This window comes from Clostridium sp. ZS2-4 (genome assembly GCF_026719745.1).
Classification (GTDB): Bacteria; Bacillota; Clostridia; order Clostridiales; family Clostridiaceae; genus Clostridium_H.
Genome location: NZ_JAPPRQ010000129.1, coordinates 13153 through 37653, shown reverse-complemented (window position 1 = coordinate 37653; position 24501 = coordinate 13153). Strand labels below are relative to the sequence as shown.

Here is a 24501-nt window from a genome sequence, read left to right as displayed (position 1 = left end):
CGAATCCGCAGCCGCAGCAGCACAATATGACAATTAAGATGATAATTAATAATCCATCATCGAAAGAGCAGCCAGAGTAACCCATAAACAAGCCTCCCTTCATAAGGAGTTGACAGGGACATGCAGCTTGTCCTCTATCAATACTAGTATATGTGAAACTCATGAAAAATGTTTTTGTTTTTTGAAAAAAATAAAATTTACTTATTCAAAGTCAACTCTTCCAGTGCTTTAGAAAGTTGGTCAGGGCAAGAAGTAGATTTGCTTCCGCAGTTTATTCCTTTAAGTCTTTTAATAACTTCATTTATGTCCATTCCTTCTACCAGGCTAGAGAGTCCCTTTAAGTTTCCAGAACAACCACCAACAAAAGAAACATTTTTTACTTTATTGTTTTCAAAATCAAAGCTTATTTGTTTAGCACAAACTCCTTTAGGATTATAAGAATACATAAAATTCGTCCTTTCTTCAATAAAAATTACGTACTATTAAAAATTATAAGATATTAATTTCTTTTATTCAACTAAACAAAAACTAAATTTTGTTAAAAGTTTAGTTTCCGATATATATTTTATCTCAAATTTCAACTTCATCTCATATTATACTGTGAGGGGGTGAAAAAGATGAACTGGTTATATGTATGTAATACTTCTTCAGATAATATATCTGTGGTTGATGCAGAAAGTTTTGAAGAAAAATTTAAAATTCCTTTGAACTTATATACTATGGATAGGATAGGACCTCATGGAATATGTACCTATAAAGGAAAACTATTAGTTGCTAACAACTATAGTAATACTCTTTCAATAATTGATACCGAATTAAATAAAGAAGTACAAAGTCATTTTATAGGTATGCATTGTAATGATGCAGCTGTATATAATGATAATGCATATGTTATTTGTGGAGAGTCCAATTACGTTGCAGTTTTTAATTTGCTTACAAATAAAATCGATGAAGAGATCCCCTGTGGTAATATGCCGCATAGTATACAAATAAATAAACAAAAAAAGCTTATGTTAATATCAAATTTTGAAAATGACAGCATAACAATTGTAGACTTAGATGACAAAAAGAACATAAAAAATATAAGAGTTGGGGCATATCCTACAAAGGCATTATTCACAGTGGACGGAAATTGTGTTTTAATTTGTGAAAGTAATATAGGTACGGATACAAGAGGAAGTATCAGTATATTGTCTTTAAAAACTTGCAGGGTAGTAAATAAAATATTAGTGGGTAAATATCCTGTTGATATGTATGCAGATACGTCCTGTTGTTTTGTATCAAATTTTGGTGAAGGAAGCATTAGTATAGCCGATATAAATTTGTATAAAGAAATAAAGAAGATTAATGTTGGAGGAATGCCTAGAGGGATTATGAAAATGAGAGATTACATTTATATAGGGGATAATTATAGTGACCTGCTTATAAGAGTTCACATACAAAATGAAAATAAAAAAGTCATATCCATAGGGGGTGAGCCTACTGGAATGACAGTTGTTTAGCTATCTATAAGTATTTGTAATAACTTATTGTAAATTTCAGAAGAATTATTCTTCCATTTTGTGCACAAATCTTTTGCTTGCTTATTTGAGGCTACATTTAATTTCAAATCAATTAGTATGGAGTTATTTTCAATTGCTTTCAAATTAACAATATAATTATTGCCTTCAATTGTGTAGTCTGCAGATATAGCAATTTCTTTTTTTATACTTTCTATTTGCTTTTTCAGATAAGAATCTATTGCTTTAATTTTAACTTCAGATATTCTATTTCTAAATAAAGATAAAACCTTCAAACCACTATCAGATATAACAATTCTATGTTTACCTTCTTGTTCTATGTCATTTACAAAATCGGCATTTACCAATTCTGTTATGTATTGCTGGAGAGTGAAGTAGTTAATAAAATTATTTTCTAATATAATTTGAGTAATTTTATTATTTGAAATAGGAAGTTTAATTTTATGTAGTAAATAAAGCAAAAGAAGTTTATCTTCAGCTAATTCAGAGGTGCTACTATACATTGCCTCCACTCCTTTTATCAGATTACATAGAATATTATATCATAAAGTGAAACTTAATTCAGCTGAATTTTAGTTATATAATAAAAAGCACCGAAATGAATCGGTGCTTTTGTTTTCAAGCTTTTTTACCATTTACAAGCTCTTGTTCTGCTAAATTAACAAGTCTTTTAACCATTGTTCCTCCAACTCTGCCACAATTTTTGGCAGATACATCTCCCCAATAATCTTCTGAGCCTTCGTGAACTCCTAAATTTAATTCTTCAGCTATTTCATATTTCATTTTATCTAATATTTTATGGCAGTCAGGTACTACTTGAGTTCTACCACTGCCAGATTGTCCTAAAGCCATTAGTAAATCCTCCTTTATGTATTATTTGTATTAATAGTTTGTCTTGGAAAGGTGCTTTTATACTAGCGATATACAGGTAAAGGTGATGATTTCTGGTAAAAGTATAAGATTATTTTAGTAATATTTATGAAGTTATTTATATATAAATTCAATAGAGTAATTTTAAATTTGGAGGAGTTATGAAAGTACTAATAATTTTAAAAAGGAATAAGGTTAAAAATACTTTAAGAGTGATTATAGGACTTATAATAGTTGGACTTATTGCCGCTATGATTAATTATGGAAGTATAGGAGTATTTACAAAAGGTAAAAAATTACCTATATATTGTGTAGATACAAATGAGAAAAAAATAGCAATTTCTTTTGATGCTAGTTGGGGAGCAAATAATACAATTAAAATATTAGATATTCTAGATAAATACGATGTGAAAGCTACATTTTTTTTAGTAGGAAGGTGGGTCGATGAATTTCCAGAAGAGACAAAAGAAATTTATAAAAGGGGACATGAAATAGGTAATCACTCAAATTCTCATCCAGATATGACTACATTGTCAGATGATAGAATAGTTAAAGAAATAGCCGCAACAGATGCAAAACTAATGCAGCTCATTGGAACAGATACAAAGTTATTTAGGTTTCCATCAGGTTCTTATGATGATAGAAGCATACAAGCGATAGAAAACACTAATCATCGCTGCATACAATGGGATGTAGACAGTATAGACTGGAAAGAACAAGGTGCTGAGAAGGAGTATGGAAGAGTAATGAAAAAGGTTAAAAATGGATCAATAGTTTTGTTTCACAATGCAGCAAAATATACTCCAGAAAATTTACCAAAAATAATTGAAAAATTAAAATCAGAAGGATATCAATTTGTAAAAATATCTGATTTGATTTATAAGGAAAATTATCATATAGAGCATACAGGAAAACAAATATTAAATAATTGAAAAAAAACATTGAAATTTAACTCATAAATGTATTATAATGGAAACAAGACCAATTGAATTTTTGGAATATATGTAGGTAAATTGCTTTAAATATGGATACTCATAAAATTTTACTATCTGCTCAAACTATATTTAAGTAATTACATAAAATATTCTAAAGTTGGAGTTGGTTAAATGAAAACAATTGCATTTGTTGGTGAAAACAATGATAAGGTTTTTAAATCCAACCTGTTAGACCTTGTTGGGGATTTGGGACTTGAATATAAAGATATCAGTAGAGATGTGTTATATGATGAGAAATATAGTGACTATATTATTATAAATTCCTATGTTGATACAAAATCAATTAGGTTAAATTGTGGGTATTGTTTAGCTAATATGGATAATTTGTTTAAAAACCATATTAGTATTCATGGAAATTTAATTACTTATGGTTTTGGAGCTAAGAATACTGTAACTATTTCAAGTGTAGAAAATGAAGAATTTGTTTATTGTCTTCAAAGATGTATAAACATAAGCAATTCACAAGGTATTGAGCCACAAGAAATACCAGTAGCAATAGAGTTTCAACAACAGAAAGAGTTATATTTATATATGACGGCAATAACTATATGTTTAATAGAAAATGTAAATATTAAAAAAGTTATAGAAAAAAAATCAAGAAAATATTTATCTACAACAAATAATTTTTAAAAATGTGTTATATTTTTAAAAAAATGTGAATATTTATATTTCAGTAAGATAAATAAAAAAAGAAAACTAAGGGAGAGAGGGGTTACAATGGATAATTTAATGTTAAATAACAAAATTTATTTGGAAGGTACTTGTGTATCTGGACTAGAGTTCAGTCATGAAATGTATGGTGAGGGCTTTTATAGTTTTAAAATTGAGGTAAATAGACTAAGTGATGCTAAAGATATTTTGCCTATAACTGTTTCAGAAAGATTACTCACTGAAATAGATATTAAGATAGGAGCTGATTTGGTTATTGAAGGACAACTTAGATCCTATAATAAGTTTGTAGATGGTTCCAACAGATTAATACTTACGGTATTTGCAAGAGATATTCAACCTTGTATAGAAAGAAGTAAAAATCCAAATCAAATATTTTTAAATGGTTACATTTGTAAAGAGCCAGTTTATAGAACTACTCCATTTGGTAGGGAGATAGCAGATATATTACTTGCAGTTAACAGACCATACAATAAATCGGATTATATACCTACTATATCATGGGGAAGAAATTCAAGATTCTGTAAAACTTTAGGCGTTGGAGATAATATAAGAGTTTGGGGAAGACTACAAAGCAGACAGTATCAAAAAAAGGTATCAGAAAATGATGCAATAACTAAAACTGCTTATGAGGTTTCTATTTCAAAATTAGAAAAAGCAACAGATGGTGAAATAGAATCAGATGAAATTAATAATTGTGAAGATATAGCTGAATAAAATAAAACGTACTTGGCAATGCCAAGTACGTTTTATTTTATTCTATTTTCTTAAATCATCCATCAACTTTGTTTTTTCTTTAGTTTTAAGGTCTACATGTTTTATTATTTTTGCCGGGCTACCAGCCACAACAACATTATCAGGCACATCTTCTACAACAATGGAACCAGCAGCAACTACAGAATTAGGGCCAACCTTTACTCCTTCAAGGATAACGGCATTGGCACCTATCAATACATTGTCCCCAATTTCGCAAGGAGATTTACTTGGTGGTTCTAGTACTCCTGCAACAACAGCTCCTGCACCAAGATGAACATTTTTACCAAGTTTTGCACGAGCGCCTAATACAGCATTCATGTCTACCATAGTTCCTTCGCCGATTTCACAGCCTATGTTTATTACAGCTCCCATCATAATAACTGCATTTTTACCTATTGAAACTCTGTCTCTAATAATTGCACCAGGCTCTATTCTAGCTTCTAAATTCTTTATATCTAATAGAGGAATTGCAGAATTTCTTCTATCATGTTCTATTCTGAATTTTTCAATTTTATCTTTGTTATTTTCGATAAATTCTAATATTTCAATGCTTTCACCGAATAAAACATAGAAAGTTTTTTCACCAAAGTATTCTATATTGTTAAAATCACAGTTTTCAAGATTTCCACGGATGTATACTTTTAATGGAGTCGACTTTTCAGCTTCTTTTATGTATCGTGCTATTTCATATGGATCAGTAAAATCATAATTCATAGTTTAACCTCCCGTAAAATAATTAAATATAATCTATATTATAATAGATATTATCATCAAATCAAAGTAAAAATATGTTAATATGGAATAAAATTGCGCAGTAATTTTATTCCAAGGTACGAGCAATTAATTTTTAACTGGACATATAACCGTGACGTGGAGTACAATTTAAAGTAAAAATAGTTTACGAGGGGCGATATAAGTGAATAACGTAATTTCTAGAAATGTTCAGAACATAGAAATTTCTGGTATTAGAAAATTTTTTAATAAGGTATCTAAGGTTGATGGAGCAGTATCTCTTACTTTGGGACAGCCTGACTTCAGCGTGCCAGAAAGAATAAAGAAAGCTATGATAAATGCAATTGAGGAAAATAGGACTGGATATACATCTAATGCTGGTATAGAAGAACTAAGAATTGCTATATCTAATTATTTAAGCAAGTATTTTAATATAAATTTTGATAAAGACGAAATATGCTTAACAATAGGAGGAAGTGAAGGACTTTTATCTACCTTTACCGCTCTTATAAATAGTGGAGATAAGGTGTTGATACCTACCCCTGCATATCCAGCTTACGAGAGTTGTGTAAAGCTTCTAGGGGGTACGGTATTAAATTATTGTTTAAAAGAGGATTTTTCCATTGATTTTAATCAACTTGAGGATATTATTTTAAAAGAGAATCCTAAAATTATGGTTTTATCATATCCTTGCAATCCTACGGGTGCAGTATTAACGAAGGAAGATAGAGATAAATTATATACGCTGATAAAAGATAAGGATATTATGATTATATCTGATGAAATATATAGTTCTCTAGTTTTTGAAGATGAATATTATTCAATAGCTCAGTATGAAGATATTAAAGATAAGATTATACTTGTAAGTGGTTTTTCAAAGATGTTTTCAATGACAGGGTTAAGATTAGGTTATATTTGTGCATCACCTGCTGTAATGGAAAATATTATGAAAGTTCATCAATATAATGTATCTTGTGCTCCTTCTATTGTACAATGGGGAGCTTATGAGGGTATTAAGAGCTGCTTGGAAGATGTAGAACATATGAAAAGTGAGTTCATAAAAAGAAGAGATTATCTGTATAAAAGATTACTAGCATTAGGTTTCCAAGTTAATCTACCTAAAGGAGCATTTTATATTTTCCCGTCTATTAAGAATTTTAATATGAGTAGTGATGAATTTTGTGAGAAAGCTTTACATGAAGCTAAAGTAGCGATGGTGCCTGGATCTGCCTTTGGTAGTGGGGGAGAAGGATATATTCGTATATCTTATTCCTACAGCATGGGAGAACTACAAGAATCACTTGACAGATTGGAAAAATGGATTTTAAAAATTAAGGAGAAATAAGGGAATAAAGAAAAATATATATAAGAGATGAAAAGAGGAACAATTTAGCATGAATTGTTCCTCTTTTATTAAAACTTCTTTTCTTTATTTTTGTTATTTATTAATAACGTTGTCCATAGAGTACATGCCTTTTCCTTTTCCGTACATAAATTCACAAGCTTTAAGAGCACCTACTGCAAAAACTTCCCTTGACAAGGCTGAGTGTTTTAATTCAATAACTTCTCCTTGTCCTGCAAAAATTACGTCATGTTCTCCAACAATACTTCCACCGCGCACAGCATGAATACCTATTTCTTTATGTTCTCTTTTAGCTATACCATCTCTGCCTTTAGTATATATTGTTTCAGATGGAATTGCTTCCTTGATAGTATCTGCTAAGAGTAAAGCTGTACCACTTGGAGAATCTACCTTTTGGTTATGATGCTTCTCTATTATTTCAATGTCATAGTTTTCATAGAGCATAGCACTAATTTTCCTCAGAATATTATTTATAACATTAATACCTATTGACATATTAGCTGAGCGGAAAACAGGTATTTCATTACTGGCTTCTTCTATTAAAGCCAACTCCTCTTGTGAATATCCAGTTGTGCATAATACAAGAGGTGTATTTTTTCCTTTACAATATTGAAGTAGTGAGGACAATGTTTCCGGTCTTGAAAAGTCTAATACTACATCAGCTTCAGTGCTGCATTCTTGTATGCTTTTGTAAATAGGATATTTTACGGCAGCATCTTCATTTTTATCAATTCCAGCTACTATAGATAAGGATGGAAAATTTGATGCACTTTCTGAGATTACTTTTCCCATTTTCCCTAAGCAGCCACTTAGTATAATTCTTACCATGAAAATTAATCCTCCTTTATTTTTGAGTGTATTTTTCTAATTGTTCCTTTAAGATATTTAGATTGCTTTGTTCCATTTCACATAAAGGCAATCTTAAGTTTCCAACTTCCATATTTAAAACATTCATTGCAGTTTTAACAGGAATAGGATTAGTTTCTATAAATAGTGAATTTATTAAAGGAAGCATTTTTAATTGTAACTTTAAAGCTTCTGCATGATTTCCATTCATATAAAGCTGACAAATATCGTGAACATCTTTTGGAAATAAATTTGCAGCCACAGAAATTACTCCGATTCCTCCTAGAGATAATATAGGAATGATTTGATCATCATTTCCAGAATAAATATCTATTTTATCACCACATAATGCTTTCATTTCTACTATTTGGCTTATGTTGCCACTAGCTTCTTTTATAGCTACAATATTATTTAATTGGCATAGTTTAAGTAGTGTCTTAGGAGCTATATTTAACCCAGTTCTTCCAGGAACATTATATGCAATTATTGGTATGTTAACATTACTATCAATTGCTTTAAAATGCGCTACAATTCCTTTTTGGGTGGTTTTGTTATAGTAAGGAGTAATCACTAAAAGACCATCCACTCCTATACTTTCAGCCCACTTGCTCATACTAATAGCTGAAAGTGTATTATTGCTTCCTGTACCAGCAATTACAGGTATTCTTTTATTTATAACATCTACTGTGAATTTAATAACTTCTTTTTTTTCAGATTCTGACATGGTAGAAGCTTCACCTGTTGTACCACATATTATAATAGCGTCAGTGCAAGATTCTACGTGCCATTCTAAGAGTTCTTCTAATTTTTTAAAATTCACCTTGTCGTTAGTGAAAGGAGTAACTATTGCAACCCCAGACCCTTTAAATAATGTCATTTTAAATCCCCCTTAGGAATAATTATTTATTTTTTATAATATATTCTGCAATTTGAACAGCATTAGAAGCTGCTCCTTTTCTAATGTTATCAGCTACTACCCATAAGTTTAATCCTTTTTCAGTACTAAAATCTTTTCTTATTCTTCCAACATAAACTTCATCAGTACCCTCAGCATCAATAGGAGTTGGATATACTAAATTTTCAACGTCATCTTTTAAGATTACTCCAGGAGCGCTTTTATATAGTTCAAAAATATCATTCAGTTCAAAATCTTGTTCCAATTCTACATTGATACTTTCACTATGACCGTAGAAAACAGGAACTCTTACCGTAGTTGCGGTTATTTTTAAGGAGTCGTCATGAAGGATTTTTATGGTTTCATTTATCATTTTCATTTCTTCCTTAGTATATCCATTGTCTAAAAATACGTCTATATGAGGCAGTACGTTACCAGCAATAGGGTAAGGGAATTTTTTAGGTTCTGATCCATTGTATCCTTCCTGTAAGTCGTTAAAGCCTCCTACTCCAGCACCAGAAACAGCTTGATAAGTAGAGTAGATAATTCTATTAATTCCATATTTGTCGTGTAGTGGTTTTAAAGCAACTACTGCTTGAATTGTGGAACAGTTAGGGTTAGCAATTATGCCTTTATTCCATGCTATATCTTCAGGATTAACTTCAGGCACAACTAAAGGTACATTAGGATCCATTCTCCATGCACTACTATTATCTATAACAGTAGTATTATACTTTGCAAAAATTGGAGCATACTCTAAACTAATACTTCCACCAGCTGAAAATAGAGCAAAGTCTATTTGCTTGTTTTTAATATTTTCTTCTTTTAATTCTTCTACAATAACATCTTGTCCTTTAAAAGAAAGTGTTTTCCCCGCAGATCTTTTTGAAGCAAATAAATAAAGATTTTTAATTGGAAAGTTTCTTTCTGCCAAAACTTCTAAAAACTTATTTCCTACCATTCCGGTAGCGCCTACTACAGCTACATTATAAAACATCACAAATCCTCCTATAACAATTTATATTTTATTTACTACAGTTCAATTCAACAAATATATATTTCTTATAATTATATATCCTATACTACCGCAACACAATTTTTTTTTTTTGCTTATAGGTATTTAAAATTTAGTACTATACAATCATAATATGCAGATATTGATGAGATGATAAAATAATATGGTGCATTTTATAATATAAAACTTCTTTCCGTTTTGTTTTTGTATAAAAATCATAAATTTGAGGAATATATTATATATCAAGCTTTGGGAGGGTGAAAAATGGGGAAAACTCCACTGAAAAAAGTAATAAAATCAAAGTTGAAATCAAATAAAGAACTTAGTCAGTTAGAGCAGCTTAGAGAAAAAATGAAATATGAGATAGCAAAAGAATTAGGACTAAATGAAAAAGTGGATAAAGTAGGATGGGGAGGATTAACAGCAGAAGAAACAGGAAGAATAGGAGGAGTAATGACAAAAAGAAAGCGAGAATTAAAAATTCCTAAAAATGATGTTATTTTAGATATAAACCAAAAGAATATAGAAGAATGAATGATATAATATACTAATTCAGGTTGATTTTTTATAGCAAAGTATATAATATATTGTTTTGGGTATTGTTTTACATAAAATTTATTTAAAGTGTGGCTGAATGGGGGGGAAGCTATGAAGTGTTACAAAGATTTTGCAAAAATTTATGATCAGCTTATTTATGAAGATATAGATTATAAAAGCTTCGGCGAAGCAATAATCAAGATATGTAATGAGTATAATGTTGATAAAACTAATTATTTGGATTTAGCCTGTGGTACAGGTAATGTTACAAAAGAGGTAGGAAAAGAATTTAAAAATATTTGGGCAGTAGATTTGTCATATGATATGCTGACAGAAGCAGAAGAAAAGTTAAGAGAAGAAAAGTTAAAGGCAAAATTCATATGTCAAAATATGAGTGATTTAAATATAATGAAAAAATTCAATCTTATTACTTGTGTTCTTGATTCAACTAATTATATACTGAATGAACATGATCTGGAAAAATATTTTAGAGCAGTATATGAACATCTGGATGATAATGGCATATTTATTTTTGACATAAATTCTTATTACAAATTAACTCAAATTTTAGGAAATAATATATTTAACTATGATAATGAAGAGATAGTTTACATATGGGAAAATGTTTTAGAAAATAATATTGTTGATATGTACTTGACCTTTTTTATAAAGGATGGTGAAGTATATAGGAGATTTGATGAAGAGCATAAAGAAAGAGCTTATGAAGAAAAATTCTTAGACAAACTTTTAAATGACACAGGATTTGAAGTAATTAAAAAGTTAGACAATTATAAAGAAGAAAAAATTACATATGAAACCGAGAGAATAGTATATATTCTAACAAAAAAATAACTTGGGGGGAATAAAAATGAAGGATAAATTAATAAGAGCTATTGCAAAGGATGGACAGGTTAGAATTTTAGTAGCTACTACCACAAATATGGTTAATGAAGGTGTAAAAATACATAACTGTGCTCCGACTGCAGCAGCAGCATTAGGAAGAATGTTAACAGCTGGAAGTTTGATGGGTGCCTTGTTAAAATCTGATAAAGATGTGGTAACTTTAAAAATTTCAGGTGGTGGTCCAGCAAATGGAGTTACTGTTACTGCATATAGCAATAGTCATGTAAAAGGGTATATAGGAAATCCAACGGCGGATTTACCGGCAAATAACCTAGGTAAGCTGGATGTAAGTGGAATAATAGGAAAAAACGGCAATTTGTTAGTAATTAGAGATATGGGATTAAAAGAACCGTACGTAGGCCAAGTTCCTATTTATACTGGAGAAATTGGAGATGATATTGCTTACTATTTTACAGTGTCAGAACAAACGCCTACAGCAGTTGGGTTAGGAGTACTTGTAGATAAAGATTTAAGCATAAAACATTCAGGCGGATTAATTATACAAATGATGCCTGGTGCAGATGAAATGCTGGCGGATTTGATAACTTTCAGACTACAGGATATGGGTTCTATTACTAAGTTTATGTCAGAAGGAAAAAGTGCAGAAGATATATTAAATTTCTTGTTTGATGATATGGACTTAAAAGTATTAGATACTACAGAACCAAGATATGAATGTGACTGTTCAAGAGAAAAAGTGGAAAGAGCATTAATCAGCATTGGGAAAGAAGAATTGCAGAAAATATGTGATGAAGAGAAAAGTGAACAGTTAAAATGTCATTTTTGTAATAAGACCTATGAGTTTAAACATGATGAAATAAAAAAAATGATAAAAGAGTTATAATTTTGTTCATAAAAAAGAAAATATTTTATGTTTATTATCTTGAAAAGTATTCCTAAACATGGAACAAAATGGAATAAAATGTTTGACAAAGTTCAGGAAATATGCTAACATGATGAAGATTACGCAATTGTTAATCCTATGTATTTTTGGTTAAATTTTGATTAATATATCTTGTGAAAATTTAAAAAAGTTATTATTATAAATCATGTTGATTAAAAGATACTTAGTTATTAAAAATATACATATAAAATATTAGGATAATATACATATAAATCAGGATAATAAGTTAAACTTATTATATATAAACCATAAGTAAAATGATAACAAGGGGGAATTTCAGTGAAAAGGAAAAGAATACTAGCTTCACTTTTGGCGTCTGCAGTAGTAATGACTACATTATTATCTGGATGTGGAAAAAAAGAAGATGCCAAAAAAGGTACGGTTTTAAATTTAGACCTACCGGCTATAAAAACATTAGACTCAGCATTGGCTACTGACACAGCGTCATTTTGTGCTGTAAATGCTTGTTTTGAAGGTTTGGCTAGATCAAACAACGACAAACCGGAACCAGCAGGGGCTGAAAAATGGGAAGTTTCAGAAGATGGAAAGGTTTATACTTTTACTTTAAGAGATCAAAAATGGTCAGATGATAAGCCAGTAACAGCTAAGGATTATGAATATGCATGGAAGAGAATTTTAAATCCAGATACTAAATCAAACTATGCATTCTTCATAATGGGAATAAAAAATGCTTCAAAATACTATGAAGGAAAAGCAAAGGCTGAAGAGGTAGGAATAACAGCAGTAGATGATAAAACATTGAAAGTTGAACTTGAACAGCCAATACCATATTTCTTGCAATTAGTTTCTTTCCCATTACTTGTGCCACTAAGACAAGATATAGTGGAACCGCAAGGAGACAAATATGGAACTGATATAACTAAGATGGTGTTTAATGGACCATTCATAATGTCAGATTATCAAAAAGATGCAAAGCTTACTGTAAAGAAAAATGATAAATATTATGATGCAGCAAATGTAAAGTTAGATACAGCTAACTTTATGGTTATAAAGGAAATGCCTACTAAATATCAAATGTTATCTGGTGGAGAATTAGATGCTGTAAAGTTAACGGGAGAATATGTAGAAAAAGCTAAAAAAGATTCAGAAGCAGGAAAGATTGCGTTATTGAAAGAAGCAGCACCAACAGCTTTTTACATGGAATACAATTATGAAAGTAAAAATAAATTACTTACTAATCCAAAGATTAGACTTGCATTATCTTTAGCTATAAATAGAGAAGATTTTGTAAACAAGATTTATAAAAGCGGTTATGTGGCATATGGTCTTGTTCCAATGAAATTACTATGTGGAGACAAAGAATTCAGAAATGAAGTTGCAGAACCATTAAAAGCACTTGTTGATGAAAAGAAAGATCCAAAAGCTTTATTTGTAGAAGGACTAAAAGAACTTGGACTTGATCCGGATCCATCAAAACATACTATAAGATATTTACCACAAGACAGTAGTGCGCTAGAAAGACAAATAGCTGAATTCTTCCAAAATACTTGGAAGCAAAAAATAGGTGTAAATATTACTCTTGATTCAGCAGCTAACTTTTCAGATTATTTAGGAAAGATGCACACTGGACAGTTTGAAATAGGAATGTCAGGATGGGGTGCTGACTTCAATGATCCTGATACATTCATAGGTTTATTCCAAAAAGATAACGGAGCAAACTATGGAAAATATAATAGTCCTAAATATGAAGAAATTTTGAAGAAATTAAGTGGAGAAACTGATAACGCTAAGAGAATGGAATTATTCAAAGAAGCTGAAAAAGTACTACTTATTGAAGATGCTGGTATAGCTCCAATATACTACCAAGATAAAGCATATGCTACACAAAAACGTGTTGAGGGATTACAATACCCATCATTTGGTGGAAGGTTTGAACTTAGATGGGCTTCTGTAGGAGAAAAATAATTGTTTTTAAAGTAAATATTGTTACTAAAAAACAAATACTACAGCAGGATTTTCCTGTTGTAGTATTTGTATGATTAATGATATTATACATAATGTGCAATTAAAATTTAAAAATAAATTTTTGAGTTTAATTGCTGAAAGATTTTTATCTCATAAATTATTTATATATTAATTTTATGATACAACAGAGAAAACTCTGTTGTAGTGTTATTTGTAAGAAAGGAGGACAAACATGGCAAAGTATATACTTAAAAGAATAGGATATATGATATTAACATTATGGGTAGTTGTTACAGTGACATTTTTCTTGATGAACTCCATGCCAGGAGATCCTGTGACTCTTCAAACTCAAAAACTACCTGAGCAAATGCAAGCAAGTTTAAGAGAAAAATATGGTTTAAGTAAACCAATACAAGAGAGATATGTTATTTATTTAAAAAATATTATTAAAGGTGATTTGGGGGATTCCTTCGTAACACCAGGTTTTACAGTAGGAGATACGATTAAGGATAAGTTTCCAACTTCGGCAAGACTAGGATTTCAAGCTGTATTTGTTGGAGTTATAATCGGTGTAGTTTTAGGAATTATTGCTGCATTTAAAAGAAATACGAATGTAGACTATATAGTAATATTTTTGGCTATAGCAGGAGTATCAATTCCAAGCTTTGTACTTGCTGCTTTGCTTCAAAAGGGGTTAGGTGGAAAAATGGGATTGCCTATTGCAGGATGGTACAGTAGAGGGGACTTTTTTGGAGGATTCAGATATACTGTTTTACCAACAGTAGCTTTGTGTTTCAGCAGTATTGCAACTTATGCAAGATACATGAGGACTTCAGTTTTAGATGTAATCAGCCAAGATTATATTATTACTGCAGAGGCTAAAGGAGTATCAAAAAAAGCTATAGCTTGGAAACATATTGTAAGAAATGCTATTTTGCCTATTATAACAATATTAGGACCTCAAATTGCAGCTATTTTGACTGGTTCTATTGTTGTAGAAAGAATTTTCTCAATACCAGGACTTGGTAACTCTATGATTGATGCTATTATGACAAATGATTATAATATCATAATGGGACTTACAATTTTTTATTCTAGCTTATATATTATTTCATTATTAATAGTTGATATAATGTACTCTTTGGTAGATCCAAGAATAAGGCTAACTGGTGAAAAAAGATAGGAGGGCGCAAAGGAATGGCTGAATTAAATAAAGATATGTTTGAAATTATCGGTTGTGACAATCAAGATTCCGATGCCATAGTTAGACCTAATATTACCTATTGGCAGGATGCTTGGAGAAGATTAAAGCAAAACAAAGTTGCAATATTTTCTATGATTTTGTTGGCAATAGTAGCTGTTATGTGTGCTATTGGACCTTATATTACTAAGCACCCTTATACTCAACAAAACATGGATATGGTTAATGCTGCACCTAACTCAGAATACTGGTTTGGAACAGATAACTTAGGAAGAGATTTATTTTCAAGACTATGGATTGGTGGTAGAGTTTCTATAGCTATTGGAATAGTAGGAACTATAATTGAAGTTGTAATTGGATGTTTATATGGTGGAATTAGTGGATATTTCGGTGGAAGAATAGATAATATCATGATGAGAATAGTTGAAGTTTTAATGAGTATTCCATACATGATAGTGGTTATAGTTATCTCAGTTGTTTTGGAACGTGGAATAGTATCCCTGTTATTAGCGTTATGCTTGACAGGGTGGACTGGAATGGCTCGTATGGTTAGAGGGCAGGTTATGCAGTTAAAACAGTCAGAGTATGTACTTGCAGCTCAAGCTCTTGGAGCTAGTTCAAGCAGAATAATATTAAGACATTTGATACCAAATACTATAGGGATTATAATAGTTTATATGACTTTTGATATTCCAGGATTTATATTTGCTGAAGCATTTTTAAGTTTTATAGGATTAGGCATACAGCCTCCTAACACAAGCTGGGGAGCAATGTGTTCATTTGGGCAGGCTGTTATGGATTTTTATCCTCATGAGCTTTTATTCCCAGCAGCTGCAATATGTTTAACAATGCTAGCATTCAATTTACTAGGCGATGGTCTAAGAGATGCTTTAGATCCAAAGCTTCGTCAGTAAGGAGGGTAAGATATGACTAAATTACTTGAAGTAAACAATTTAAGAGTTTCTTTCCACACATATGCTGGTGAAGTTCAATCAGTTAGAGGAGTAAGCTTTGATTTAGAAAAAGGAGAAACTTTGGCTATAGTTGGAGAATCAGGTTGTGGAAAAACAGTTACGTCTAAAAGTATAATGAGATTAATTAAGATGCCTCCAGGAGAAATCAAGGAGGGTTCAGAAATATTATTTGAAGGAAAAGACATTGTAAAAATGTCAGAGGAAGAGTTGAGAAGTGTTAGAGGTGGGGAAATAAGTATGATTTTCCAAGATCCGATGACTTCTTTAAACCCTACAATGAAAACAGGAGATCAAATAGCTGAAAGTTTAATTATTCACAGAGGAATGAAAAAGGAAGAAGCTTTAAAAGAAGCTGTTGAAATGCTAAGGTTAGTTGGTATACCTAATCCTGAAAAGAGAGTTGATCAATATCCACATGAATTTTCAGGTGGTATGAGACAAAGAGTTATGATAGCCATAGCGCTTGCTTGTGATCCTAAAATATTGATTGCAGATGAGCCTACTACAGCTTTGGATGTTACTATTCAAGCACAGATAATGGATTTGATGAATGATTTACAGAAAAAATTAGGAACAGCCATTATATTGATAACTCATGATTTGGGAGTAGTTGCTAGTGTAGCACATAAAATACAAGTAATGTATGCAGGACAAATAATAGAAAAGGGAACTACCGATGAAGTGTTTTATAATCCTAAACACCCATATACATGGGCATTACTTCAATCTGTTCCTAGATTAGAAACAAAAAATAAAGATGCACTATATTCATTAAAGGGAACACCGCCAGATTTAATTAAGCCGCCAGTAGGATGTCCATTTGCTTCTAGATGCGAATACTGTATGAAAATTTGTAGAGAACAGATGCCAGAAATAACAAAAGTAAATGATATACATGAAGTTAGATGTTGGCTGCAGCATCCAATGGCACCAAAGGTTAAGTCACCAGTTGTAAGTGGAGGTGCACATGATGAATAAGGATAACTTAAAAAATAGGGTTAAAGATGAAGCTTTTATTGAAGTTAAAAACTTAAAAAAATATTTTAAAGTAGGAAAAAATGCAATATTAAAAGCGGTTGACGATGTTAGCTTTAGTATAAAAAGAGGAGAAACCTTAGGGTTAGTTGGAGAATCAGGATGCGGTAAGACTACTTGTGGTAGAACTGTTTTAGGACTTTATGATGCAACAGAAGGGGAATCATTATTTGAAGGTGTTGATATCCATAAATTAAAGGGTAAAGACAAAAAAGAGTTTAGTAAGAGTGCTCAAATAATATTTCAAGACCCATATGCATCATTAAACCCAAGAATGACTGTAGGAGACATAATTTCAGAGGGAATAGATATACATGGTTTGTATACTGGTAAGAAAAGAACGGAAAGAATATATAAGCTTTTAGAATTAGTAGGACTCAACAGAGAGCATGCTTCAAGATTTCCGCATGAATTCTCAGGTGGTCAGAGGCAAAGAATAGGTATAGCTAGAGCTTTAGCTGTAGAACCTAAATTTATTGTTTGTGATGAGCCAATTTCGGCTCTAGATGTTTCTATACAAGCACAAGTTGTAAATCTACTGATTGAACTACAAGAAAAACTTGGACTAACATACTTGTTTATAGCTCATGACTTATCTATGGTTAAACATATATCAGATAGAGTAGGGGTTATGTATTTAGGAACAATGGTTGAGTTAGCTGCTAGTGGAGAGTTATACGATAATCCACTGCACCCATATACTCAAGCATTACTTTCAGCTATTCCTGTTCCTGATCCGAATGTGGAAAAGAGTAGAAATAGAATTATGCTTGATGGGGAAGTACCAAGTCCAATAAATCCTAAGCCAGGATGCAGATTTGCACCAAGATGCAAGTATGTGAAACCTATATGTTTGGAACAAAGACCAGAATTCAAAGAAGTTGAAAAAGATCACTTTGTAGCTTGTCATTTGTTTAATGATAAATAAAAGTTTTTATGAAAAAGATAAAGCTCTGAAAAGGGCTTTATTTTTTTTTATAATATAAGAATGTTGCGAAGCAACATTCTTATATTCCCCAGTCGCCAATCACCAATCCCCAGAGTAAAGAAAAAAGATAAAAACAATTAAGAACAATTAGATAAAAATAAATCAAAATAGACTTAAAGATAGATTATATCTACTTTAAGTCTATTTTGATTTATTTTTATTTTAGTTTTGCATTAGCAAAACATCCTTCTCTGGTGACTGGGGATTGGGGATCGGTTAATAGAATAAAAATGGGTATATAAGAAAAAATGAGAATAATGAACCATATAAAAGCAAAACACAGATAAATTCACATAATTATGGTTTGAAGTGTTGACATTTATAGTGGAATTTTATATTATATTAATGCGCCAGGGAGTTACAGAAAAAACTTCCAAGGCAAAAGAGTCAAGAAAACAATCGAGAAAAAGATTGATAAAAAAAGTCTTGACAAAGTGGTTTGGGAGATGTATAATAGTACTTGTCGCTGTAAGATATGGGCGCATAGCTCAGCTGGGAGAGCACCTGCCTTACAAGCAGGGGGTCACAGGTTCGAGCCCTGTTGTGCCCACCATATCATGGCCTAGTGGCTCAGTTGGTTAGAGTACCGGCCTGTCACGCCGGGGGTCGAGGGTTCGAGTCCCTTCTAGGTCGCCAATGGCTTCATAGCTCAGTCGGTAGAGCAGAGGACTGAAAATCCTCGTGTCACTGGTTCGATTCCAGTTGAAGCCACCATAAAATGCGGGAGTGGCTCAGTGGTAGAGCGTCACCTTGCCAAGGTGAACGTCGCGAGTTCGAATCTCGTCTTCCGCTCCAAAACTTAATAAATGAGGCGCTATAGCCAAGTGGTAAGGCATGGGCCTGCAAAGCCTTGATCCCCGGTTCAAATCCGGGTGGCGCCTCCAAAAAAATAAATTGTAGAACAATTATGTGATTTAAATAATCCTTTTTAGAGGGTGAAACAAAAAAAGTTCATATTATATGGCGCTATAGCCAAGTGGTAAGGCATGGGCCTGCAAAGCCTTGATCCCCGGTTCAAATCCGGGTGGCGCCTCCAAAAGAAACACCTTAGTGGAATGCTGAGGTGTTTTTCGTTTGTTACAAAATACAAAAATGTTGCAACGCAACATTTTTGTATTCCCCAGTCGCCAATCACCAATCCCCAGAGTAAAGAAAAAAGATAAAAGCAATTAAGAACAATTAGATAAAAATAATTTAAAATAGACTTAAAGATAGATTATATCTACTTTAAGTCTATTTTGCTTTATTTTAATTTTAGTTTTGCATTAGCAAAACGTCATTGTCTGGGGACTGGGGATTGGCAACTGGTTAGTAGAATAAAATTGCTTCGCAATTTTATTCTACTATTCCTAAACTTCAATACTCAACAAGCTTCCTCTGTCAGTTAATTTTCCTTTTTTCAAAAAATAAGGCTCGACTTTATGCTTTTTCAAAAAAGATAGCACTTCTTTTCCGTAGGCATAGTGGTTCAGTTCACCAAAAAAAGCTAAGAGGTTATCTTCTATTAAGCCGCAGCAGCCTCCAATAAAACCATAATTTAATCCAGGAAGCTCTATATCGCCTGGAGGAAGTAGGAGAACATCAATATTTTCCTTATATAAGGCTTTTGCTATTCCTTTGTCGCTGGTCATTATTGCGTTAGAATTTACTATTGCAGTAGAACATTTAGTATATCCTTGTTTAATATTTATTAATTCCTTTCTTTCACTAACAAAGCTTAATAGCGTTGAATCGGTGTATTTCAAATAGTGCATAAAAAAGGTTGGGGTACTTACACCATTTAGAATTATATTTAGGGGGTAAGAAGAACCTAATTGTGATGAGGACAATATAACATTAAGGGATAGTTTTTCTAATTGTTTAATAAATTCAGTTTCCATGTCTTTATGAACTATGATATTTTTATCATCAATGATGTGTAATAATATATCAGGATGACCGCATACAGCATTGTACAAACTAGAGCATGGAGGACATATCAAATATTCATGCCCTAAAGTTAAAATTGATAATCTTTCTTCTTCAGATGTTCTATAGTCTATGAAAAGTTTTTTCAAATATATCACCTTATTTCTAATGAATGATTAAGTTTACAGCATAAATATAACATTTTAACAATATAGAGTCTAGAGATATTCAGGATAGGGTCGCTAAAAAATAAATATATTTTGCATATACATTTATTTTAAACACATACTATTTTCAGGAAGGAGTGAATAGTGTGCTACTTAAAACTATTGTTTATGAAGACGAAAGAGATGACGTTATAAATGAACTAAATGAAATAAAACAATATTTTGAAGTGAAAGATATTTCTATTGGTATATCTGAATCGATAAATGATGGTTTTCATTTTGTAAAGATATTTTGTAATGATTTAGATTTGAATGATAATTTGGTAAGTAAATTCAGCCTATACTTGGCTAACATTATATATAAAATAGTAGTTGAGGAATTTTGTTATGAAGAAATACAGAATTTCTTAAATGATACGTATTTTTTTCTGAAATATGAAGATATGAAAGAAATAGCAGAAAGAAGCCTGAAAATATTAAAGAATGAAGACAAAATATTGGATGAAGATGCTATTTATTATATGAATAAAAAGAATGATGTATTGAGCAGAATAGGGGAATGTATAGCAGAAAATGATGAGATAAATATTAGAGGATTTATGACCTTTAGAATGAAGGGATTAGTAGCAGAATTAGAAAGTATTATTAATAAAATTGCAGAACGATATATGGTGGAGAAAGAATACAATGAATTTATAAAGCTATTAAAATATTTTGTTGAGGTTCAGGAAAGTAAAATTGAAGAGATAAATATAATAATTAAAGAAAATGGAGAATATATAATACAAGATAAAAATGGCAAGGATATAATGGATGAAATATTAACAGATTTATTGGATGCAAAATATGCTGGGTCTGTAAGTACAGATGATTTAATCATAAGTGGTCTTATAACATATTGTCCTGAAAATATAATAATACACTATCCTGATAATTGTATGAACAAAGAAATAATTGATACAATTGAAAAGGTTTTTGAGGAAAGAGTAAAATTATGTCAAGGATGCAGTAAATGTAATAAGATAAAAAGTACTTTAAAAGTATAATAACAAAAAGGTATTGACAGAAAATCCTATAAAGAATATAATTTATGAAAAAGAATAGTTTAAAAACAATGAAAAGGAAGAGTAAACAGAATTCTGTTCTAAGAGAGGAGAACCTATTAGCTGAAAAGTTCTCTGTTCAAGAACTGTTGAAAACCACCTTTGAGTTGAGTATTGAATTTAGTAGATATTTTCCGCTTGCTGGCGTTATAGTTAATGAGATGACAATAGATGAAATTTTCATTGTTCTATTGTTAATTTGGGTGGAAACACGATGATACTCGTCCCATTATGGGAGGAGTTTTTATTTTTTTGAAAAAGATTAAATTTGTAAAAATGTTATACATAATAATAACTTAACATAAAATAAAGGGAGGATAACCAATGGTTAAAGTAACATTAAAAGATGGAAAAGTTTTGGAGTTTGAAAAGGGAACAAAGGTTAGCGAAATTGCTTTCAGTATCAGCCCTTCTTTAAGAAAAAAAGCTTTAGGTGCTAAGATAAATGGAGAAAGAGCTGAACTTATGACTGAGGTAAATGAGGATTGTGACTTGGAAATCCTAACTTTTGAAGATGAAGATGGAAGATGGACATTAAGACATACAGCTTCTCATATACTTGCACAAGCAGTTAAAAGATTATATCCAGATGTTAAACTTGCAATAGGGCCAGCTATTGATAATGGTTTCTACTATGATTTTGATGCTGATTTTTCATTTACACCTGAAATGCTTAGCAAGATAGAAAAAGAGATGGAGAAAATAGTTAAACAAAATCTTGAACTTGAAAGATTTGAACTTTCAAGAGAAGAAGCTATTAAGCTAATGAAAGAGAAAAATGAAGATTATAAGGTAGAACTTATAGAAGATCTTCCAGAAGACGCAATAATTTCTTTCTATAAACAAGGGGATTTTGTTGATTTATGTGCAGGACCTCATGTGCCTTCAACAAAAGAAGTAAAAGCTCTAAAATTATTATCAGTTGCAGGAGCATATTGGAGAGGTAATGAAAATAATAAAATGCTTCAAAGAATATATGGAACAGCTTTTACAAAGAAAAGCGAATTAGAAGAATATATTCATATGCTAGAAGAAGCTAAAAAAAGAGATCATAGAAAATTAGGAAAAGAATTAGAATTGTTTGTAATTCCAGAAGAAGGACCAGGATTCCCACTATTCTTACCAAGAGGAATGGAACTTAAAAATAAACTTTTAGAATATTGGAGAGAAGTTCATAGAAAAGCTGGTTATGTAGAAGTAGAAACTCCTATTATACTAAATAGAAAACTTTGGGAAACTTCAGGTCATTGGTATCACTATAAAGAAAATATGTATACAGTTCAGATTGATGAACAGGATTTTGCAATAAAACCTATGAACTGTCCAGGTGGTATGCTTGCTTACAGAACAAAGATACACTCTTATAGAGATTTTCCTATGCGTGTTGCAGAATTAGGAAGAGTTCACAGACATGAACTTTCAGGAGCATTACATGGACTTATGAGAGTTAGAGCATTTACTCAAGATGATGCACATATATTCATGCTTCCTGAACAAATAAAAGAAGAAATAATGGGAGTTGCAAAACTAATAGATGAAGTTTATAAAACTTTTGGATTCAAATACCATGTAGAATTATCAACAAGACCAGAAGATTCTATGGGAACTGATGAAGAATGGGAAATAGCTGAAAATGGTTTAAGGGAAGCTCTAGACGGTCTAGGACTTGATTATGTAGTGAATGAGGGAGACGGAGCTTTTTATGGACCAAAAATTGATTTCCATCTACAAGATTGTATAGGAAGAACATGGCAATGTGGTACTATTCAATTAGATATGCAGCTGCCTCAAAGATTTGATTTAACTTATATAGGTAAAGATGGAGAAAAACATAGACCAGTTATGGTTCATAGAGTTGCATTTGGTAGTATAGAAAGATTTATAGGAATTTTAATTGAGCATTTTGCAGGAAGATTCCCATTATGGCTTGCACCTGTTCAAGTTAAGGTGCTTCCAATCTCAGATAAGTATATGGAATATGCAGCTAAAGTAAAGGATGTTTTATTTGAAAAAGGAATTAGAGTGGAAATTGATGATAGAGCAGAAAAAATAGGATATAAGATTAGAGAAGCTCAACTTCAAAAGGTTCCATATATGTTAGTTTTAGGTGAAAAGGAAATGAATGAAAATACTATTGCAGTAAGAAGTAGAAATGATGGAGACCTTGGAGCGATGAATTTAGATGAGTTTGTACAAAAGTTAGCTGAAGAAATCCAAGAAAAAACAAATAATTTATAAAAAAATGTTGACAACATTATATATTGATAGTATAATACTATATGTTAAGAAGAAGCGGCTGTTTCTCACCTTACAGCACAGCTAGTAAGGTATGCATTATCATGAACAAATAGATTGTTTGTTATTGAAATGTAAGGAACGGCTTAAGTCGTTCCTTTTTTATTTAGATAAATGAATTATAAATTTTTGTGTTTAAGGTTTATAATAATTCGGAGGTGAAGAAATATCAAAAAAGATAGTCTTATCAATGAACAGATTAGGGAAAAAGAAATAAGGGTTATAGATAGTGATGGAGAACAATTAGGCGTAATTAGTTCAAAAGAAGCTCTTAAGATTGCAGAAGAAAAAGAACTTGATTTGGTTATGATATCTCCAAGTGCAAAGCCACCTGTTTGTAAAATAATGGATTATGGTAAGCATCTATATGAACAGACTAAAAAGATTAAAGAAGCTAAGAAAAATCAAAAGATTGTAAATATTAAAGAAATCAGATTTAGTCCAACTATAGAAGAACATGATATAGTAATAAAAGCTAATAATGCTAGAAAGTTTTTATTGGCTGAAAACAAAGTTAAAGTTACAGTAAGATTTAGAGGAAGAGAAGCAGATTATTCTCATAAAGGACATAAAATTTTAAATGCCTTTGTATCAAAAATAGAAGATATATGTGTTATTGAAAAGCCAGCAAAGCTTGAAGGGAGAAATATGATATTAATATTAGCTCCTAAGAAAGCATAATTGAAAGGAGGAAATTGTAATGCCAAAAATGAAAACACATAGAGGTGCAGCAAAAAGATTCAAGAAAACAGGAAGCGGAAAGCTTAAAAGAGCTAAAGCTTTTAAAAGCCACATATTAACTAAAAAGAGCTCAAAGACAAAGAGAAATCTTAGAAAAAGTGGACTCGTGTCTGAGACTCAAGAAAAAGTAATTAAGAAATTATTACCATACGTATAAT

25 protein-coding genes, 6 tRNA genes and 2 other annotated features are annotated in these 24501 nt (G+C 31.2%); of the genes, 23 read left to right on the top strand and 8 right to left on the bottom strand.

The window, feature by feature from the left end:
• Nucleotides 1–197: 197 nt before the first annotated feature.
• Nucleotides 198–446: a TIGR03905 family TSCPD domain-containing protein gene (locus tag OIO11_RS14740; protein ID WP_268072201.1), complete on the bottom strand. Its 249-nt coding sequence runs from the start codon at nucleotides 444–446 to the stop codon at nucleotides 198–200.
• A gap of 171 nt (nucleotides 447–617) precedes the next feature.
• Here OIO11_RS14740 and OIO11_RS14735 point away from each other — a divergent pair, with 171 nt between their 5' ends.
• Nucleotides 618–1502, top strand: a complete 885-nt coding sequence (locus OIO11_RS14735; protein ID WP_268072200.1) for a YncE family protein — start codon at nucleotides 618–620, stop codon at nucleotides 1500–1502.
• On the opposite strand, the gene OIO11_RS14730 is transcribed toward OIO11_RS14735, so the two are convergent.
• Nucleotides 1499–2023: a DUF4364 family protein gene (locus OIO11_RS14730; RefSeq protein ID WP_268072199.1), complete on the bottom strand. Its 525-nt coding sequence runs from the start codon at nucleotides 2021–2023 to the stop codon at nucleotides 1499–1501. The genes OIO11_RS14735 and OIO11_RS14730 overlap by 4 nt on opposite strands.
• A 115-nt stretch (nucleotides 2024–2138) precedes the next feature.
• Nucleotides 2139–2372, bottom strand: coding sequence for an alpha/beta-type small acid-soluble spore protein (locus OIO11_RS14725; RefSeq protein ID WP_268072198.1), 234 nt, complete (start codon nucleotides 2370–2372; stop codon nucleotides 2139–2141).
• A 179-nt stretch (nucleotides 2373–2551) separates the two neighbouring features.
• Between OIO11_RS14725 and pdaB the strand changes: the two genes are divergently transcribed.
• The 3 genes from pdaB (at nucleotide 2552) to OIO11_RS14710 (ending at nucleotide 4771) form a co-directional block, all read left to right on the top strand.
• A complete protein-coding gene (gene pdaB, locus OIO11_RS14720) occupies nucleotides 2552–3322 on the top strand; it encodes a polysaccharide deacetylase family sporulation protein PdaB (protein WP_268072197.1) in 771 nt (256 codons plus the stop codon).
• Between the two features lie 174 nt (nucleotides 3323–3496).
• On the top strand, nucleotides 3497–4015 hold the full coding sequence (locus OIO11_RS14715; RefSeq protein WP_268072196.1) for a hypothetical protein: 519 nt from the start codon (nucleotides 3497–3499) through the stop codon (nucleotides 4013–4015).
• A gap of 87 nt (nucleotides 4016–4102) precedes the next feature.
• A complete protein-coding gene (locus tag OIO11_RS14710; protein WP_268072195.1) occupies nucleotides 4103–4771 on the top strand; it encodes a single-stranded DNA-binding protein in 669 nt (222 codons plus the stop codon).
• A 42-nt stretch (nucleotides 4772–4813) separates the two neighbouring features.
• Here the strand turns inward: OIO11_RS14710 and dapD are convergent, their stop codons facing one another.
• Nucleotides 4814–5524, bottom strand: a complete 711-nt coding sequence (dapD, locus tag OIO11_RS14705; protein WP_268072194.1) for a 2,3,4,5-tetrahydropyridine-2,6-dicarboxylate N-acetyltransferase — start codon at nucleotides 5522–5524, stop codon at nucleotides 4814–4816.
• Between the two features lie 202 nt (nucleotides 5525–5726).
• Between dapD and OIO11_RS14700 the strand changes: the two genes are divergently transcribed.
• Complete coding sequence (locus tag OIO11_RS14700) at nucleotides 5727–6887, top strand: pyridoxal phosphate-dependent aminotransferase (RefSeq protein WP_268072193.1); 1161 nt, start codon at nucleotides 5727–5729, stop codon at nucleotides 6885–6887.
• Between the two features lie 93 nt (nucleotides 6888–6980).
• Here the strand turns inward: OIO11_RS14700 and dapB are convergent, their stop codons facing one another.
• Genes dapB through OIO11_RS14685 form a run of 3 tightly spaced genes read right to left on the bottom strand, consistent with a single transcriptional unit; the run spans nucleotide 6981 to nucleotide 9643 of the window.
• Nucleotides 6981–7733: a 4-hydroxy-tetrahydrodipicolinate reductase gene (dapB, locus tag OIO11_RS14695; RefSeq protein ID WP_268072192.1), complete on the bottom strand. Its 753-nt coding sequence runs from the start codon at nucleotides 7731–7733 to the stop codon at nucleotides 6981–6983.
• 16 nt (nucleotides 7734–7749) lie between these two features.
• Nucleotides 7750–8628 carry a 4-hydroxy-tetrahydrodipicolinate synthase gene (gene dapA / locus OIO11_RS14690; protein WP_268072191.1) on the bottom strand — a complete coding sequence of 293 codons (879 nt, stop codon included), beginning with the start codon at nucleotides 8626–8628 and terminating at the stop codon, nucleotides 7750–7752.
• A gap of 22 nt (nucleotides 8629–8650) precedes the next feature.
• Nucleotides 8651–9643 (bottom strand): aspartate-semialdehyde dehydrogenase, encoded by a 993-nt coding sequence (locus tag OIO11_RS14685; protein ID WP_268072190.1) that lies wholly within the window; start codon nucleotides 9641–9643, stop codon nucleotides 8651–8653.
• Between the two features lie 282 nt (nucleotides 9644–9925).
• Here OIO11_RS14685 and OIO11_RS14680 point away from each other — a divergent pair, with 282 nt between their 5' ends.
• The 14 genes from OIO11_RS14680 (at nucleotide 9926) to OIO11_RS14615 (ending at nucleotide 19165) form a co-directional block, all read left to right on the top strand.
• Nucleotides 9926–10195, top strand: a complete 270-nt coding sequence (locus OIO11_RS14680) for a small, acid-soluble spore protein, alpha/beta type (protein WP_268072189.1) — start codon at nucleotides 9926–9928, stop codon at nucleotides 10193–10195.
• A 114-nt stretch (nucleotides 10196–10309) separates the two neighbouring features.
• Nucleotides 10310–11050 carry a class I SAM-dependent DNA methyltransferase gene (locus OIO11_RS14675; protein WP_268072188.1) on the top strand — a complete coding sequence of 247 codons (741 nt, stop codon included), beginning with the start codon at nucleotides 10310–10312 and terminating at the stop codon, nucleotides 11048–11050.
• 16 nt (nucleotides 11051–11066) lie between these two features.
• Nucleotides 11067–11945, top strand: a complete 879-nt coding sequence (gene hslO / locus OIO11_RS14670) for an Hsp33 family molecular chaperone HslO (protein WP_268072187.1) — start codon at nucleotides 11067–11069, stop codon at nucleotides 11943–11945.
• A 339-nt stretch (nucleotides 11946–12284) separates the two neighbouring features.
• Nucleotides 12285–13931 (top strand): peptide ABC transporter substrate-binding protein, encoded by a 1647-nt coding sequence (locus OIO11_RS14665; protein WP_268072186.1) that lies wholly within the window; start codon nucleotides 12285–12287, stop codon nucleotides 13929–13931.
• Nucleotides 13932–14163: 232 nt separating this feature from the next.
• The gene (locus OIO11_RS14660; protein WP_268072185.1) at nucleotides 14164–15114 is read left to right on the top strand and encodes an ABC transporter permease; all 951 of its coding nucleotides are present in this window, start codon (nucleotides 14164–14166) and stop codon (nucleotides 15112–15114) included.
• Between the two features lie 14 nt (nucleotides 15115–15128).
• Nucleotides 15129–16046: an ABC transporter permease gene (locus OIO11_RS14655; RefSeq protein ID WP_268072184.1), complete on the top strand. Its 918-nt coding sequence runs from the start codon at nucleotides 15129–15131 to the stop codon at nucleotides 16044–16046.
• A gap of 12 nt (nucleotides 16047–16058) precedes the next feature.
• Nucleotides 16059–17084 (top strand): ABC transporter ATP-binding protein, encoded by a 1026-nt coding sequence (locus OIO11_RS14650; RefSeq protein ID WP_268072183.1) that lies wholly within the window; start codon nucleotides 16059–16061, stop codon nucleotides 17082–17084.
• Nucleotides 17077–18069 (top strand): ABC transporter ATP-binding protein, encoded by a 993-nt coding sequence (locus OIO11_RS14645; protein ID WP_268072182.1) that lies wholly within the window; start codon nucleotides 17077–17079, stop codon nucleotides 18067–18069. Before OIO11_RS14650 ends, OIO11_RS14645 begins: the two co-directional genes overlap by 8 nt.
• 537 nt (nucleotides 18070–18606) lie before the next feature.
• Nucleotides 18607–18682 (top strand) — tRNA-Val (locus tag OIO11_RS14640).
• 6 nt (nucleotides 18683–18688) lie between these two features.
• Nucleotides 18689–18765: transfer RNA gene (locus tag OIO11_RS14635), tRNA-Asp, on the top strand.
• A 2-nt stretch (nucleotides 18766–18767) separates the two neighbouring features.
• Nucleotides 18768–18843: transfer RNA gene (locus OIO11_RS14630), tRNA-Phe, on the top strand.
• Between the two features lie 6 nt (nucleotides 18844–18849).
• Nucleotides 18850–18924: transfer RNA gene (locus OIO11_RS14625), tRNA-Gly, on the top strand.
• Nucleotides 18925–18939: 15 nt separating this feature from the next.
• Nucleotides 18940–19013: transfer RNA gene (locus OIO11_RS14620), tRNA-Cys, on the top strand.
• A 78-nt stretch (nucleotides 19014–19091) separates the two neighbouring features.
• Nucleotides 19092–19165: transfer RNA gene (locus OIO11_RS14615), tRNA-Cys, on the top strand.
• Between the two features lie 313 nt (nucleotides 19166–19478).
• Here OIO11_RS14615 and OIO11_RS14610 read toward each other — a convergent pair.
• A complete protein-coding gene (locus OIO11_RS14610; RefSeq protein WP_268072181.1) occupies nucleotides 19479–20186 on the bottom strand; it encodes a DUF6873 family GME fold protein in 708 nt (235 codons plus the stop codon).
• Between the two features lie 164 nt (nucleotides 20187–20350).
• Here OIO11_RS14610 and ytxC point away from each other — a divergent pair, with 164 nt between their 5' ends.
• The 4 genes from ytxC to rpmI all read left to right on the top strand — a co-directional run bounded on the left by ytxC (nucleotide 20351) and on the right by rpmI (nucleotide 24500).
• Complete coding sequence (gene ytxC / locus OIO11_RS14605) at nucleotides 20351–21250, top strand: putative sporulation protein YtxC (RefSeq protein WP_268072180.1); 900 nt, start codon at nucleotides 20351–20353, stop codon at nucleotides 21248–21250.
• Nucleotides 21251–21309: 59 nt separating this feature from the next.
• Nucleotides 21310–21539, top strand: a binding site (T-box leader).
• Nucleotides 21540–21631: 92 nt separating this feature from the next.
• Nucleotides 21632–23545, top strand: coding sequence for a threonine--tRNA ligase (gene thrS / locus OIO11_RS14600; RefSeq protein ID WP_268072179.1), 1914 nt, complete (start codon nucleotides 21632–21634; stop codon nucleotides 23543–23545).
• 40 nt (nucleotides 23546–23585) lie between these two features.
• Nucleotides 23586–23716 (top strand) — a sequence feature (ribosomal protein L20 leader region).
• A gap of 72 nt (nucleotides 23717–23788) precedes the next feature.
• Nucleotides 23789–24283 (top strand): translation initiation factor IF-3, encoded by a 495-nt coding sequence (infC, locus tag OIO11_RS14595; protein WP_268072207.1) that lies wholly within the window; start codon nucleotides 23789–23791, stop codon nucleotides 24281–24283.
• Nucleotides 24284–24302: 19 nt separating this feature from the next.
• Nucleotides 24303–24500 carry a 50S ribosomal protein L35 gene (gene rpmI / locus OIO11_RS14590; RefSeq protein WP_268072178.1) on the top strand — a complete coding sequence of 66 codons (198 nt, stop codon included), beginning with the start codon at nucleotides 24303–24305 and terminating at the stop codon, nucleotides 24498–24500.
• Nucleotide 24501 lies beyond the last annotated feature (1 nt).